The organism is Bradyrhizobium sp. HKCCYLS1011, assembly GCF_051167795.1.
Taxonomy (GTDB): Bacteria; Pseudomonadota; Alphaproteobacteria; order Rhizobiales; family Xanthobacteraceae; genus Bradyrhizobium.
The window spans coordinates 157,488-170,206 of sequence record NZ_JBNPTT010000015.1; the positions used below are offsets into that span (position 1 = coordinate 157,488).

Genomic DNA, 12,719 nt, shown 5'->3' on the forward strand with positions numbered 1-12,719 from the left:
GGATCAGGCCGCAGCCGGCGCGGCATGGACGGCCGCGACGACGGGCCCGGTCGCCGCTTCATCATGCGGCTCCTCCTTGATCCGGAACCACGCCACATAGAGCGCCGGCAGGAACAAGAGCGTGAGCAGCGTGCCGACGATGATGCCGCCCATCATCGCATAGGCCATCGGCCCCCAGAAGATTTCCCGCGCGATCGGGATCAGCGCGAGGCTGGCCGCGGCTGCGGTCAACAAAATCGGCCGCATCCGGTGCTCGGTCGCCTCCACCACTGCGTCCCAGGCTCGCCGCCCCTCCTTCTTCAGGTCCTCGATCTGGACAATCAGGATCACCGAGTTGCGAACCAGAATGCCGATCAGCGCCAATACGCCGAGAATGGCGACGAAGCCCAGCGGCGCACCGCTCGGCAGCATCGCCATGACGACGCCGATCAGGGCGAGCGGGGCGACCGCAAACACCAGGAACAACCGCTGGAAGCTCTGCAGTTGAATCATCAGCACGGTCGCCATGACGAACAGCATTAAGGGCACGACAACGATGATCGGCGCCTGGCTCTTGGCGCTCTCCTCGACCGAGCCGCCGATCTTCACCCGATAGCCGGCCGGCAAGTCCTTGGCGAAGGCCGCCACCTGCGGCGCCAGCTGATCGACGATTGTCTTCGGCTGCACATTGTCGACGACGCCCGCCTTCAGCGTGATGGTCGGAATCCGCGCGCGCCGCCAGATCGTCGGCTGCTCGATTTCGTAGCGCAAATTGGCGACGGCACCGAGCGGCACCGACTGGCCATTCAGCCCGCTCAATTGCAGCCCCCGCAGGGTGTCGATCGAGGCGCGCTCCGGCGCGGTCGCCCGCCCCGTCACGTTGACGAGATAGATGCTGTCGCGCACCTGGGTCACCGGCGAGCCCTCCAGCACCCCGTTCAGGGTGGTAGCGATATCCTGCGAGGTCACGCCGAGCTGACGGGCCTTGTCCTGCAGCACGTCAACCTTGACGACGCGCGCCGGCTCCATCCAGTCGAAGACGACGTTGCCGAGATGCGGATTGCCGCGGACGATGCCGGCAAGCTTCTGCGAGAGCTCCCTGACCTTCGCGATATCCGGTCCGCTGACGCGGTACTGCACCGGACGCCCGACCGGCGGGCCGACCTCGAGCAGCTTGACGTAGGTGTCGGTGCCCGGGAAAGTCGTCTTCAGATAGTCCTCGAACTGCGCCTTGGCGCGGTCGCGCGCCTTGATGCCGCCCTTGGTCACGACGACCATCTGGCCGAACCAGGTGTTCGCCGTCTGCACGTCGAACGACAGCACGAAGCGCGGCGCGCCGGTGCCGACATAGGTGGACCAATGCTCGACCGAGTCATTGCCCTGCAGCTGCTCGCGCTCGAAGCGCGCCATCTGCGCATTCGTGTCGGCGATCGAGGCATTCTGCGGCAGGTTCCAGTCGATCACGAGTTCGTCGCGGTCCGACGACGGGAAGAACTGCTGCTGCACGAACTGCAATCCGACCAGCGCCAGGAGGAAGGCACCGACCGTCACGGCAACGGTGCTCCAGCGATGGCGCATGCAGAACAGCAGCAGGCGCGAGAACATCTGCGCCACCCGGCCCTTCCCCTCATGATGGCCTTGCATCTTGGCGGGCAGGATGGTGACGCCGAGCAGCGGCGTGAACAGCACCGCGACGATCCACGACACGATCAGCGAAACCGCGATCACCACGAACAGGGTGAACGTGAACTCGCCGGCGTTGCTGCTGTTAAGCCCGATCGGGATGAAGCCGGCCACGGTGACCAGCGTGCCCGTCAGCATCGGAAACGCCGTCGACGTATAGACGTGGGTCGCCGCCTTCTCCAGGGGATCGCCGATCTCGAGCCGCGCCACCATCATCTCGACCGCGATCATGGCGTCGTCGACCAGCAGGCCGAGCGCGATGATCAGCGCCCCCAGCGAGATCCGCTGCAGCGAGATGCCGTCATAGGCCATGACGACGAAGGTGATGGCGAGCACGAGCGGAATGGCGATGGCGACCACCAGCCCTGCGCGCAAGCCCAGGCTGAGAAAGCTGATGCCGAGGACGATGACCACGGCCTCGAACAGCGCCTCGGTGAAGCCCGAGACTGCATGCTCGACGACGACCGGCTGATCGGCGACCTGATGGACGCCGACGCCGATCGGAAGGTCCGCGGTGAGCTTCGACATCTCCGCCTGCAGTGCCTCGCCGAAATGCAGCAGGTTGGCGCCGGACTTCATGCCGATCGCGAGCGCGATCGCGGGCTGGCCGTTGAACCTGAACAGCGTCTTCGCCGGATCGACATAGCCGCGCGTGATGGTCGCGACATCGGTCAGCGGAAAGAAGCGGTCGTTGACCCGCAGATTGACCGCCTTCAGGCTCGCCTCCGACGTGAACGCGCCATTGACGCGGACACTGATCCGCTCCGGTCCGGCCTGGAACATGCCGGATGGCGTCACCGCATTCTGCCCTTGCAAGGAGGCCATGATCGATTGAACGTCGAGGCCCAGGGCTGCGACCTTCCGGGTCGAGAATTCAAGATAGATCACCTCGTCCTGCGCGCCCAGAATGTCGACCTTGCCCACATCAGGCACGGTCAGGACCTTGGCGCGGATGTCCTCGACCTGGTCGCGCAGCTGGCGCTGGGTCAAGCCATCGGCGGTGAAGGCATAGACATTGCCGAACACGTCGCCGAAGCGGTCGTTGAATCCCGGCCCGACGACGCCTTGCGGAAAGTCACCCTTGATGTCCGCAATCATGTTGCGGACCCGCGCCCAGGTCGGAGCGACGTCAGCCGCTTTGGTCGTGTCGCGCAGATAGACGAACACGGTGGTCTGGCCGGCAACCGTCACGCTCTTGGTGTAATCGAGCGATTCCAGCTCCTCGAGCTTCTTCTCGATCCGGTCGGTGACCTGACGCGTCATCTCCTCGGGCGATGCGCCGGGCCACTGCGCCTGGATCACCATGGTCTTGATGGTGAAATCAGGATCTTCCTGCCGCCCAAGCTGGAAATAGGCAAACAGACCTGCCGCCATGAAGGCGATCATGAAATACCAGACGAGCGAACGATGTCCGAGCGCCCAGTCGGACAGATTGAACGACTTCATGAGTTCTGATCCTGTTGGATGCGGACTTGCTGTCCTTCCTTGAGACTGTGCACGCCGGCGCTCACGATGCGAGCGCCCGGCGCGATTCCGCCGGTGATCCGGATGCCACCTTCATCAGTGGCGATATCGACCTTGTGCAGCGACACGGTGCTGGCGGCGATGTCGACCACCCAGACGAAATTGGCACCGTCTTTGGCCAGCACGGCGGTTTCAGGCACGCGAAGGATCGGGCCTTGCTGCTCGCTGAACTTGGCCGTGATGGTGGTGCCGAGATGAAAGCTCGACGGCGGATTGTCGAGCGCGATGCGGACCCGCCAGGTGCGCGTCACCGGATCGGCCTGCGGCGCGATCTCGCGGATCTTGCCTTCGACCTGAACCGAGGGAAGCAGCTGCAGGCTCACCGTGAACGGCAACCCGGCCACCAAGGGAAGCGGAAAATCCGCACCGATATCGACAACGGCTTCTCTCACGTCTGGCCTTGCGACCGTGACTACGCTCTGTCCGGGGGAGACCACCTGTCCGACCTCTGCGCCGACCGCGGTGACGACGCCGGCGAAGTCCGCCTTGAGCTGCGCATAGCCAAGCTGCTCGATCGCCTTGGTCAAACTGGCCCGGGCGCGCGCGACCGAGGCCTCGGCGCCCGCCCGTGCCTGCTCGGCGTTGTCGACGGTCTGCTTGGTGGTGGCGTCGCTGGTGATCAGCGTCCGCTGCCGCTCTTCCGTGGCGCGTGCGCTTGCAAGTTGCGCTTCCGCCTTGGCGAGCTCGGCCTTGGCCGCGCGCACGGCAAGCTCGAGCGCCGTGGCATCGATGGTGCCGACGGTCTGTCCTTCCGTGACGAGGTCCCCGACATTGATCGGACGCGAGGTCAGGCGCCCGAGCACGCGGAAGGCAAGGTTGGTCTTGAACCGTGGCTCGATGATGCCCACAGCGAGCGTAGCATCCGAGGAGCTCGGCTCAAGCGCCATCGACAGCACGGGCCGCACCGGTTCTGGAGCTTTCGTCTCCTGCTGACAACCAGCCAGCGCCAGCGCCGACACAAGCAGGCCGGCTGCATATATCGCGCGCCTCTTCATGAGCGGTCCCCTTCATAAGTCACGCGCTGGCCTGCGCTCAGAAGCTTGCCCCCGTCGACCACGATGCGGTCACCGGGCTGAAGCCCGGCCTTGATCAACACCTCACCGGCCTCATAGCCGGCCACCGTGACCGGCTTCAGCGACGCGGTCATGGTGGCGGGATCGACGGTCCAGACCGCAGGCTTTGCCCCCGCCGCCATCAAGGCGGTCCAGGGCAATGCGATCTGCTGCTGCGGCTTGCCTTTTCCGGTCCCGGCAACCGGGCTTCCCAATGTCATCGCCGGCGGCGGATCTTGGATGGTCACCTTGACGCGGATCGTCGCGCGCTTCGCATCGATCGCGGGCGAGACCTCCCTGACATAGCCGGTCGCGGTCACGGCGGGATCGGAGATCAGTGCCAGAGACACGCGATTGCCGTCGAGGTCGCCGAAGAAAATCGATTCATAGACGTCGAACACCGCATCGCGCGCCCCGTCTTGGGCCAGTGTGAAGACGGGTTGGGCAGCCTGGACCACCTGCCCCACTTCCAGATTGCGCGCGGTGATCACGCCGGGCGCTTCGGCACGCAGGCTGGTGTAGCCGAGCGCGTCCTTTGCCGATCCGAGCTGCGCCTTCGCAGACTCAAGAACCCCTTCGGCGGTTCGCAATCCCTCCTGCGCCTGATCGTAGCTCGGCCGGGTGGTGAAGCCACTGGTGATCAGCGCCTTCTGACGTTCGAAAGTCGCTTTCGCCACCCGCAACTGGGACTCCGCTGCGGCCAGTGCCGCCGTCGCGGCATCGACATCGGCCTGTTGCTCGGCAGGATCGAGCAAAGCCAGCACCTGCCCGGCCTCGACATGGCTGCCGACCTCCACCAGTCGTGAGATCACTCGCCCGCTGACGCGGAACGAGAGATCGGCGCGGAAACGGGCCTGCACTTCGCCGGTCAATGTGAGCGAGTCCTGCTGCACGCGCGGCTGCACGACAGCCGTGCGAACGAAGGCAGCGCGGGTGGTCGGCGCCGGCGTGTGATTATCGCAGGCGCTCAGTGTTGCCGTCGACAACACGACGACGACCCCACCCAGCCGCCTCACGATGGAAGGAAAGCGGTATGTCATGACAGATCCATGGAGTGACACCGGGACGATGCGGCGCCTCCGGCACCGCGAGAGCAGCAAGTTTTGGCGAGCCTGCCGATGGCGGCCCGCCCCAGGGCCGACCCGCTGATCGGAGTGCTGGCAAACGCGTCGCCGAGGCGCCGCGCAGGCTCGCACGGCCAACTCCTATCCCCAGACACCGGCAAAGCCTGGCTGAACAGAACCACCTTAATCTCCTCACTGCCTTCGGCAGGCGGACGGCGCCCTCCTGCACTTCCCATTGGAGGTTCGCACTTGAATTATCAAACTACACTGTTTATTTTCTTTTCATTGAAGCGAGGCCGTGTCAAGTGAATTTCGGCGTGCGCCTCACGCAGAACATGCGCAAGGAGGAGATCGGAGAATGGCGAAGACCAACGAGCCCAAGCTCGGACGGCCGCCCAAGGATCTGGCCGGCAAGGTTCGGGAGCGGATTCTCGATGCCGCCGAGCAACTGTTTCTTGAAAGAGGCTTTCGAAGCACCAGCATCGACGAGATCGCGGAGCGGGCTCCCGCGAGCAAACCCACCATCTACGCGCATTTCCCCGGCAAGGAAGCACTCTTCACTGCGGTCGTTGGCCGCGCGATCGCCGAACTGACGGATTTCGAGGGCTTTGTGCCCCAGGGCCGATCGACCGAGGACAAGCTCGCCGCACTCGGCACGGAGGTCGTGGAGCGTTTTTTTGCCGACACGCTGGACCTCATTCGCGCCATGATCGCCGAGGCGCAGCGCTTCCCCGGATTGAGCCGAGACCTCCACGATGCCGCGCAAAGGCGCGTCGCCACTGCGGTTTCGGAATTCCTGGACGACGCGACCCACGCAACGGCATGCGCGGCAAAAGCGCGGCTCAACGGCAGCCACAAGCTCGCAATCGCGCAGCTGTTCGTGGATATCATCCTGCTTCCGATGCTGATGAGATCGCTGCTCGGCGCGGAGTTGAAGGACCTCAAAAGAGAGCTGCCGTCGTTCCTGGATGAACGCGTGCGCTTTTTTCTTGCTGCTTGCGAGTCGCTCGGAGCGCAGGAAAGACCGGAACGGCTGCCCTGCCCTGACGGTTCGATGTAAATTCCAGCCTCAGAGGACCACAAACGAGTTCATAAGTAACTCACCACCGGCTGAACGCCAATGCACGCATTAGCTTTGGCCGAACGAACTCCGACGCAGCTCGGCGCGGCTGTCGACGTCTCGGCCCGATATCGGCAGGCACAACGCATCGACGCAGAAATCAAGCATCGCATTGAAGGTCGGCCGGCCCCGCCCATCGCCGGCGTCGCGCACGATCACATGATCATCCATCGCCTCAAGCAGGCACCGGGCCAGCGTGGCGGAATTGCCGCCGCGAATCTCGCCGCGAGCCTGCCCGGCGGCGATGATCGGCGTCACCAGGCCGTCGATACGATCGATGTAGTGGCGGACCATCGGCCGGTTCGCGCGCGTTGCCGCGGCGACGAGCTCATGGAGTTTTCTGTCGTTCGTCCTTCGACCTTCGTGCAGCTCCGCGATGGTCCGGAACACGGCCCCGAGACGATGAACGGCCGAGCCGCCGGCACGAGCGGCATTCGCCGCGGCCTGAAACACCTCGTCCAGCAGCTCCGCGACGACTGTCTCCTCGATGTCCTTCTTTGAACGGAAGAAGCGGTAGATGTTGGCCGGCGACATCGCGGCACTGAGCGCGATGTCGACGACATTGGTCTTGTTGTAGCCGATGTCCCGGTAAAGCTGGGTGGTGGCTTGCAGGATACGGCGTCGCGTGCGCGACGATTTGGTTTGACCAGCAATGTTTCCATGCATGTTGGCGATCTCCTGATGAGCACTCTGCATTGCGACCTGCGGCAGCACGCCGAACCCGTCGGTTGTCCGGCACCTAGGCCGTCGCCTCGCACCGCCGAGTTCACGCCTGCTCGCATCACCCGGCCATTGACAATGCCGCCGGTCGGGTCTAATTCAAACTATACGGTTTAGTTTATACAAGGAGCGACGGATGTCAACATTCGTTTCATTTTTCGCAGAGGGGCCGGTCGCAGGCCTTGCGATCGTCGGCGTCAACCTGATGGTGGGGCTTGGGTTGATCGTCACCAGCCTGGCGTTGGGCATGGCCGTATCGCTGCTGATCGGCCTGCCTGCCCTGGTGACCCAGCCCCGGCACGCCGTCCAGATTCGCATCCCCCGGAGGGTGCCTGAATGACGCCCGCCCTGCTCATCGCGCGCGATTTCATCATCTACTGGGTCAACGTCTCGCTGCTGCCGGTCGAATTTACCTTCGACGCGATCGAGACAGAGCTTCGGCGGCGCGGCGTCAAAGTCTGAGCCGGCCGGAGCGCCCGGGCGAATGCCCGCTGAGACAGCCGACAAGGAGATGAAGGTGAGGCGCAGTCCTTTTCGATTAATACGCAGTGCCGCGCTGGATGGGCCTGTGATGCCCTTGCGCAGCTATCTGCTCTGGGTCGGCGGCGCCTTGCTGCTGCTGTTTGCCGCGGATGGTCTGCTGCCAGAAACGGCCTCGAGCGCAGCCCTTAGTGCGGCGACGAACCTCCCGCCGATCCGTATCCGCTCCGAGGTCAAGGGGCCGGAGGCGGTGGTGATCGACACCGGCCACGCAGCACACCTGCCCGCGCAGCCGAATGACGAGGCGGCCACCTCAGAGCCAGGCTCTCCGACGCCTCGATCAGAGCAACTGTCAGGTGGCGTGCGCGCGCCCGACGAACCGCCGACAAACGAAGGATCTACGTCGTCAATACAAGGCTCAAATGTGCGTGAAACGTTCGCGCAATTCGTCCCACCTGATCGCTCGAAGCCGCCGAAGGCCAGCCGGCACTCGCATCGGCCACATGCCGGCTTAATCGCCCGGCACAAGGGAGCACGTGGCCCGCGAGCGCTTCAAGCCCAACGCACGACTGCGCCATTCGAGCTGCCGAGAAGTTAGGGACGCCCGGAATCGCGCCCGAGAAGGTGGCGCTTCCGGTCGCTCAGAACCCTTCGGCCTGACTTCGGTAGAACGTGTTCAGGATCGACATCCGCGGCTTGGTGGTCGCGATCGGCGGCCGCCCGTGCCAGCTCATCCCAAGCAGCGAGTGATAGGCCTTCAACACGACGAACGCGTACCCCGTGTTCGGCAGGAACGGAATCGTCTTCACCGGCTCCAGACAATACGAGCCGACATGCAACAGGCCCTTCAGCGATGACCGGTACAGCGTGGTGCCGAGAGCTTCCTGGCTGGCATCGGTCGGACAATACAGCTGCATCGTCACGACCTTCTTGCGCGTATCCGGGTGCGGCTTGATGCGGTAGCCATCATTGTCGCGATAGATGACCGGCTTTGCGAACAGCTTGAGCTCATCGAGCGGAATCTTGTCGCCTCGCGCGCGAATCTCGAGCCCGTCGCGGAGCTTGAGCGCAATCGCCTCCGCGAGCTCCTCGGACGTCAGCATGTGCGAGACTGCGGTCCATAGCGCGCGCAGATCAGGCGAGATCTTTTCCAGATGATCGCCATAGAGCCGAAGCGCTACGCGGCTCTCGGTGATCGGGTCGTACCCCGTGGTCGGAAACGCGCCAACCAGCTCGCGGTAGAGCGAGGCGGGAAAGAAGTCGCGAAAAACGATATGCGGAAACGGATCCGCGGAATGATCTGCAGCGCGAATGCTCGCGACAGCGTGATCGGTGAGTTCATCAGCGAGGCTGCGCTCGACCGTCGCCAGATCTGCATTCATACGAAACCCCCATGGCCCCCAAAGCCAAGTCCAAGCCAAGTCATGGGTCAGCAGTATGATGCAGGAAAAAACAAAGGTAAATCGGAAGCCGGCCTGGAACCTGGGGGTCCCGGCGCTTGTGAGCATTGCTATTCTCGGCCTGTCCGGGGAACTCCGAAACCAATTTCGACGCAGATCCCGCGGAAACCGCGCGTCGGCGATGCGGTGGCAACGGATAAGTCGAGGCCGTCCGGGCGCGCCAAGCAGCCCGGGAGCGTGGTGATCACTACCTGTTGATGGCCGCACGATCCGACATGCGATCGGTGCCCCTCGCGGATGCGGCAGAACTCTCGCACGAGGCGCGGCCGGCCGCCGGCGCAGTCCCCCGACAAGCTCCAGTTTGGATCGGTTCGATTGGGCCAGCGATCCAGCAACTGACCAGTCGCCGCGCATTTTCTTCGCATGCCCTGCGCCCGCAGGAACCGCATGCCGCACAGGACATTCATCCATGAGGCAAATAGGCGGAGGATCTCATGTCTGAAGTCACAACCGACCACAAAGCGATCCGCCAATGGGCTGAGCAGCAAGGCGGCAAGCCGGCGGCGGTGGATCGGACGCATAAGGGCGACGATGTCGGAATCATCCGCATCATGTTCCCGAAGGCGCCGAACTCCGAGCACGGCAACCTTGTCGAGATTTCGTGGGAAGAGTTCTTCAGAGAATTCGAGGAGCGAAACCTGGCGCTGGTTTACGACCCCGATGGACTGTTCAGCAAGATTGTCGGGCGCGACACGGCGGAACGTCGCGAGCATGGTGACCATCGTGCGGCCCGGCATTCGCATGAATGAAACGGGAGCCAGAGCAAAACTCGCGCGCAGACCAAAGCATCCAGCGGCGATGCGTCGCTGAAACAACGGGACTACCGCGACAGCGACGGCACGGTACACCATCACACCAAGGCCTATATGGCGCAGCACGGCAAGAAGGAATGATTTCCGCTCCTGCCGTGCAGCTGATGTTTGTTGGATCGCATCGCTTCGTCTTGCAATGCACACTGGAGATGAAAGCCGCCGTCGTTGGGAACATTGCAGTCCGACATTGCTTATAGGGACCGAAACGGTCTTGAGGAGGACAACATGGACGGACTGATTTATTTGATAGGCCTCATCGTGGTCATCATGGCCATCCTGTCTTTCTTCGGTCTCCGCTGAGGCATCGGCATGACGATCGAAGCAACTGCGCCGGACGTGACTGCAGCGTCCCGGCCCGCGCTGGATAGTTGGACGCTGCAATGGACGCCCGTCGTGGCGGGAGCTCTCACCGCGGCAGCGGTCACTTTCATTCTCATTACCTTCGCCGCAACGGTCGGCCTCGGCGTGAGCTCGGCCGCCCCCACCTGGCGCGACGCATCGGTTGCGCTCTGGCTGCTGTCGGGCCTCTATCTGGTGCTGCAATCGCTGGTCAGCTTCGGCTGCGGCGGCTACATGGCCGGCCGGATTCGCACGCCCTATGAAGCGCCACGCGGTGACGACACCGAGCGGCGTGACGGCCTTCATGGCATCGCCGCCTGGGCGCTTGCGGTCGTGCTGGGCGCAGCTCTTTCGGGATTGATCGCTTCCGCGATCAATCATCCGAATGATTGGACCCGACCGGCTTCGGCCAACGAACCGTCGGTTCTCAGTTACGAGCTGGACCACTTATTCCGCTCGCCACGGCATCCGCCGACGGCCGAGCTCGCACCTGCGCGTGCGGAAGCCGGGCGCGTGCTGCTGACGTCCTCGAGCCATTCGGGCGTCAGTTCGGATGATCGGGCCTACCTCGTGCAGCTGGTGACGGGCGTCACCGGGCTCGCCGGGCCCGATGCCGAACGTCGGGTCGACAGCGTCATCGCGGCATCCAAGACCGCGCTCTCTCATGCGCGGGCGGGGACCGTCATCCTTGCGTTCTCGGTCGCGACGGCGCTGCTGCTCGGAGCGGTCGCCGCCTGGGCCGGCGCGGAAAGTGGCGGCAGGCATCGCGATGGCCTGCCGGTCTCCGGCTGGATGCTGCACGCCAATCATCGCTTCGGCCGGCGCCGCGGCCTACTAGGCGACATGACCTCGTAACGGCATAGTTGGTCGCCCGGGGCACAGCAGCCGGGCGACCAGCTCTCTTTGTCTCTGATAAAAGCCGCTCATCGGACCAAGCTCACCCAGCCTTCGGTCGCGGTAAAGGCCTTCGCAAACAGCGCCTCGGTCGGCTGCCCGCGATGCAGCGCCTTGCCGACCTCGCAGATCGCGAGCAACGCGCTGGCACGCGCTTCATCGACCTCCATCGACTCAGTGCCGCCTGCGCTCTTCGCCAGACCGATCACGCCGTTCAGGAGCTGCAACGCGGTCTGCGGTGCAGCCGCTTGCGCTGATGTCAACACACTCAGGAAATGCTCGGCCTTTTCCAGTTCAGTCACCTCGATCTCCCGCTTGAAGAATGCTCCGCGCCGTCCCCAGGCCGCTCGCCAGCGCAGCCTCGACCGTCCCCATCTCCGCTCCGCGGTAGAGCGCCTCGCCGGAAAAATGGATCGGCCGGCCATCCGCCTCCGAGAGCCTCGCCTGCGCCGCACGCGTGCCGGGTGTCGCGTAGGAATAGGCGCCACGCGCGAACGGATCGCGCGCCCAGTTGATCGCGTAGGCAGCTGTCAGCATCTGCCTCAGCTGCTCAGGCTCGCGATCGAAGATCCCAGCGAGCGAGGCAAGCCCGACGTCGACCAGATCATCCGCATCGAGATCAGCCAGAGCGGCAGTCTTGGGACCGGCGAACCAGCCGGTGAGCACCGAACGATCGGTCGGATACTGTGTCCACCACACCGGGATCCGAGCCTCCGACAGCAGAAACATCAGATCGGCGAGATCCTTTCGCTGCTCGAGCCACCAGCGCCTTTCGAAGCGCAACAGGATCTTGATGACGTTGCCGAAGCCGATATCGGCGGCAGCCGAGATCCTGTCGCGTTCCGGCGCCGGCATCGCGATGCTCGTCAGCAGCGGGATCGGAACGGTGACGATGACAGCATCGCCCTCGTGATGATCGCCATTTTCGCAGCGAACCCGGACGCCCCTGTCATCCGCTTCGATTCCCGCCACCGGACAGCCGAGATGGAGCGCAACCCCATGCTTGCGGCACTCCGCGACGAGGAAATCGATCAGCGCCCCATAGCCGCTGACGATGCGGCCGGCCTGCCGGCTTTGTCCGCCCCCCATCCACTCCTCACGCAGCGCGAAGGTGCTGGCTCGTTCCGGCTCGGCCGCGTCGTAGCTTTCGACCATGCGCTGCACGCTGTGCCGCAACCGGTCATATTGCGCGCCGGCAAAATGCCGCCGCAGAAACTCGGCTATCGGCAAGTCGTCAGTCAATTGCCGCAACGCATCCTGCAGCGCGGCCTGATCAACGTCCCAGGATTCCTGCAACAGGAACTGCCCGTCGTGGGCCGTCCATCTCCGGCCGTCGACAGGACGCAAGGCGAGCCCGGCCTCGCGCAGCAGGCCGTGCGTGACCGAGGCCTCGCCGTGCACGAATTCGGCACCGGCTGCCGCGCTGTATCCGAAGCTTGCCTCAGCAAGTGTATGGATACGCCCTCCGCACCTGTGTTGTGCTTCCACGATGGTCACCCGCCTGCCCGCGCGGGCCAGTTCGCGGGCGGCCATCAGGCCGGCAGCCCCAGCTCCGATGACGATGATGGTGTCTGATTGTGGTCGAGTCATAC

Annotated in this window: 13 protein-coding genes; 6 read left to right on the plus strand and 7 right to left on the minus strand. The window is 64.1% G+C overall.

Going from position 1 to position 12,719, the window contains the following annotated elements; translation table 11 throughout:
• Window positions 1-3 precede the first annotated feature (3 nt).
• Genes ACQR1W_RS37070 through ACQR1W_RS37080 form a run of 3 tightly spaced genes read right to left on the minus strand, consistent with a single transcriptional unit; the run spans window position 4 to window position 5,278 of the window.
• A complete protein-coding gene (locus ACQR1W_RS37070; RefSeq protein WP_434855399.1) occupies window positions 4-3,108 on the minus strand; it encodes an efflux RND transporter permease subunit in 3,105 nt (1,034 codons plus the stop codon).
• Complete coding sequence (locus ACQR1W_RS37075; RefSeq protein WP_434855400.1) at window positions 3,105-4,181, minus strand: efflux RND transporter periplasmic adaptor subunit; 1,077 nt, start codon at window positions 4,179-4,181, stop codon at window positions 3,105-3,107. The genes ACQR1W_RS37070 and ACQR1W_RS37075 overlap by 4 nt, the downstream gene beginning before the upstream one ends.
• Window positions 4,178-5,278: an efflux RND transporter periplasmic adaptor subunit gene (locus ACQR1W_RS37080; protein WP_434855401.1), complete on the minus strand. Its 1,101-nt coding sequence runs from the start codon at window positions 5,276-5,278 to the stop codon at window positions 4,178-4,180. Before ACQR1W_RS37080 ends, ACQR1W_RS37075 begins: the two co-directional genes overlap by 4 nt.
• A 382-nt stretch (window positions 5,279-5,660) precedes the next feature.
• On the opposite strand from ACQR1W_RS37080, the gene ACQR1W_RS37085 reads away from it, so the two are divergent.
• On the plus strand, window positions 5,661-6,362 hold the full coding sequence (locus ACQR1W_RS37085) for a TetR/AcrR family transcriptional regulator (RefSeq protein ID WP_434855402.1): 702 nt from the start codon (window positions 5,661-5,663) through the stop codon (window positions 6,360-6,362).
• A 69-nt stretch (window positions 6,363-6,431) separates the two neighbouring features.
• Here ACQR1W_RS37085 and ACQR1W_RS37090 read toward each other — a convergent pair whose 3' ends face one another.
• Window positions 6,432-7,088 (minus strand): TetR/AcrR family transcriptional regulator, encoded by a 657-nt coding sequence (locus tag ACQR1W_RS37090; RefSeq protein ID WP_434855403.1) that lies wholly within the window; start codon window positions 7,086-7,088, stop codon window positions 6,432-6,434.
• A gap of 190 nt (window positions 7,089-7,278) precedes the next feature.
• Between ACQR1W_RS37090 and ACQR1W_RS37095 the strand changes: the two genes are divergently transcribed.
• From ACQR1W_RS37095 to ACQR1W_RS37105, 3 genes are read left to right on the plus strand one after another with little or no spacing between them, the layout of a single operon-like run.
• The gene (locus tag ACQR1W_RS37095) at window positions 7,279-7,482 is read left to right on the plus strand and encodes a hypothetical protein (RefSeq protein ID WP_434855404.1); all 204 of its coding nucleotides are present in this window, start codon (window positions 7,279-7,281) and stop codon (window positions 7,480-7,482) included.
• On the plus strand, window positions 7,479-7,604 hold the full coding sequence (locus tag ACQR1W_RS37100) for a hypothetical protein (protein WP_434855405.1): 126 nt from the start codon (window positions 7,479-7,481) through the stop codon (window positions 7,602-7,604). Before ACQR1W_RS37095 ends, ACQR1W_RS37100 begins: the two co-directional genes overlap by 4 nt.
• A 22-nt stretch (window positions 7,605-7,626) precedes the next feature.
• Entirely contained in the window at window positions 7,627-8,220 is a 594-nt protein-coding gene (locus ACQR1W_RS37105; protein ID WP_434855406.1) for a hypothetical protein, read from the plus strand.
• A 43-nt stretch (window positions 8,221-8,263) separates the two neighbouring features.
• Here the strand turns inward: ACQR1W_RS37105 and ACQR1W_RS37110 are convergent, their stop codons facing one another.
• A complete protein-coding gene (locus tag ACQR1W_RS37110) occupies window positions 8,264-9,004 on the minus strand; it encodes a hypothetical protein (RefSeq protein WP_434855407.1) in 741 nt (246 codons plus the stop codon).
• A 512-nt stretch (window positions 9,005-9,516) separates the two neighbouring features.
• Here ACQR1W_RS37110 and ACQR1W_RS37115 point away from each other — a divergent pair.
• Window positions 9,517-9,831 (plus strand): hypothetical protein, encoded by a 315-nt coding sequence (locus tag ACQR1W_RS37115; protein WP_434855408.1) that lies wholly within the window; start codon window positions 9,517-9,519, stop codon window positions 9,829-9,831.
• Window positions 9,832-10,203: 372 nt separating this feature from the next.
• Window positions 10,204-11,088: a hypothetical protein gene (locus tag ACQR1W_RS37120; RefSeq protein WP_434855409.1), complete on the plus strand. Its 885-nt coding sequence runs from the start codon at window positions 10,204-10,206 to the stop codon at window positions 11,086-11,088.
• A 68-nt stretch (window positions 11,089-11,156) separates the two neighbouring features.
• On the opposite strand, the gene ACQR1W_RS37125 is transcribed toward ACQR1W_RS37120, so the two are convergent.
• Complete coding sequence (locus tag ACQR1W_RS37125; protein WP_434855410.1) at window positions 11,157-11,429, minus strand: hypothetical protein; 273 nt, start codon at window positions 11,427-11,429, stop codon at window positions 11,157-11,159.
• Window positions 11,422-12,717 carry a flavin monoamine oxidase family protein gene (locus ACQR1W_RS37130; RefSeq protein WP_434855411.1) on the minus strand — a complete coding sequence of 432 codons (1,296 nt, stop codon included), beginning with the start codon at window positions 12,715-12,717 and terminating at the stop codon, window positions 11,422-11,424. The genes ACQR1W_RS37125 and ACQR1W_RS37130 overlap by 8 nt, the downstream gene beginning before the upstream one ends.
• Window positions 12,718-12,719: the final 2 nt, after the last annotated feature.

What these genes read in the sequence shown, in the direction of transcription:
- ACQR1W_RS37105 (WP_434855406.1), top strand. Translation starts at nt 7,627, where the DNA reads ATGCCCGCTGAGACAGCCGACAAGGAGATGAAGGTGAGGCGCAGTCCT.
- ACQR1W_RS37115 (WP_434855408.1), top strand. Translation starts at nt 9,517, where the DNA reads ATGTCTGAAGTCACAACCGACCACAAAGCGATCCGCCAATGGGCTGAG.
- ACQR1W_RS37080 (WP_434855401.1), bottom strand. Translation starts at nt 5,278, where the DNA reads ATGACATACCGCTTTCCTTCCATCGTGAGGCGGCTGGGTGGGGTCGTC.
- ACQR1W_RS37085 (WP_434855402.1), top strand. Translation starts at nt 5,661, where the DNA reads ATGGCGAAGACCAACGAGCCCAAGCTCGGACGGCCGCCCAAGGATCTG.
- ACQR1W_RS37095 (WP_434855404.1), top strand. Translation starts at nt 7,279, where the DNA reads ATGTCAACATTCGTTTCATTTTTCGCAGAGGGGCCGGTCGCAGGCCTT.
- ACQR1W_RS37090 (WP_434855403.1), bottom strand. Translation starts at nt 7,088, where the DNA reads ATGCATGGAAACATTGCTGGTCAAACCAAATCGTCGCGCACGCGACGC.
- ACQR1W_RS37100 (WP_434855405.1), top strand. Translation starts at nt 7,479, where the DNA reads ATGACGCCCGCCCTGCTCATCGCGCGCGATTTCATCATCTACTGGGTC.
- ACQR1W_RS37110 (WP_434855407.1), bottom strand. Translation starts at nt 9,004, where the DNA reads ATGAATGCAGATCTGGCGACGGTCGAGCGCAGCCTCGCTGATGAACTC.
- ACQR1W_RS37130 (WP_434855411.1), bottom strand. Translation starts at nt 12,717, where the DNA reads ATGACTCGACCACAATCAGACACCATCATCGTCATCGGAGCTGGGGCT.
- ACQR1W_RS37075 (WP_434855400.1), bottom strand. Translation starts at nt 4,181, where the DNA reads ATGAAGAGGCGCGCGATATATGCAGCCGGCCTGCTTGTGTCGGCGCTG.
- ACQR1W_RS37120 (WP_434855409.1), top strand. Translation starts at nt 10,204, where the DNA reads ATGACGATCGAAGCAACTGCGCCGGACGTGACTGCAGCGTCCCGGCCC.
- ACQR1W_RS37070 (WP_434855399.1), bottom strand. Translation starts at nt 3,108, where the DNA reads ATGAAGTCGTTCAATCTGTCCGACTGGGCGCTCGGACATCGTTCGCTC.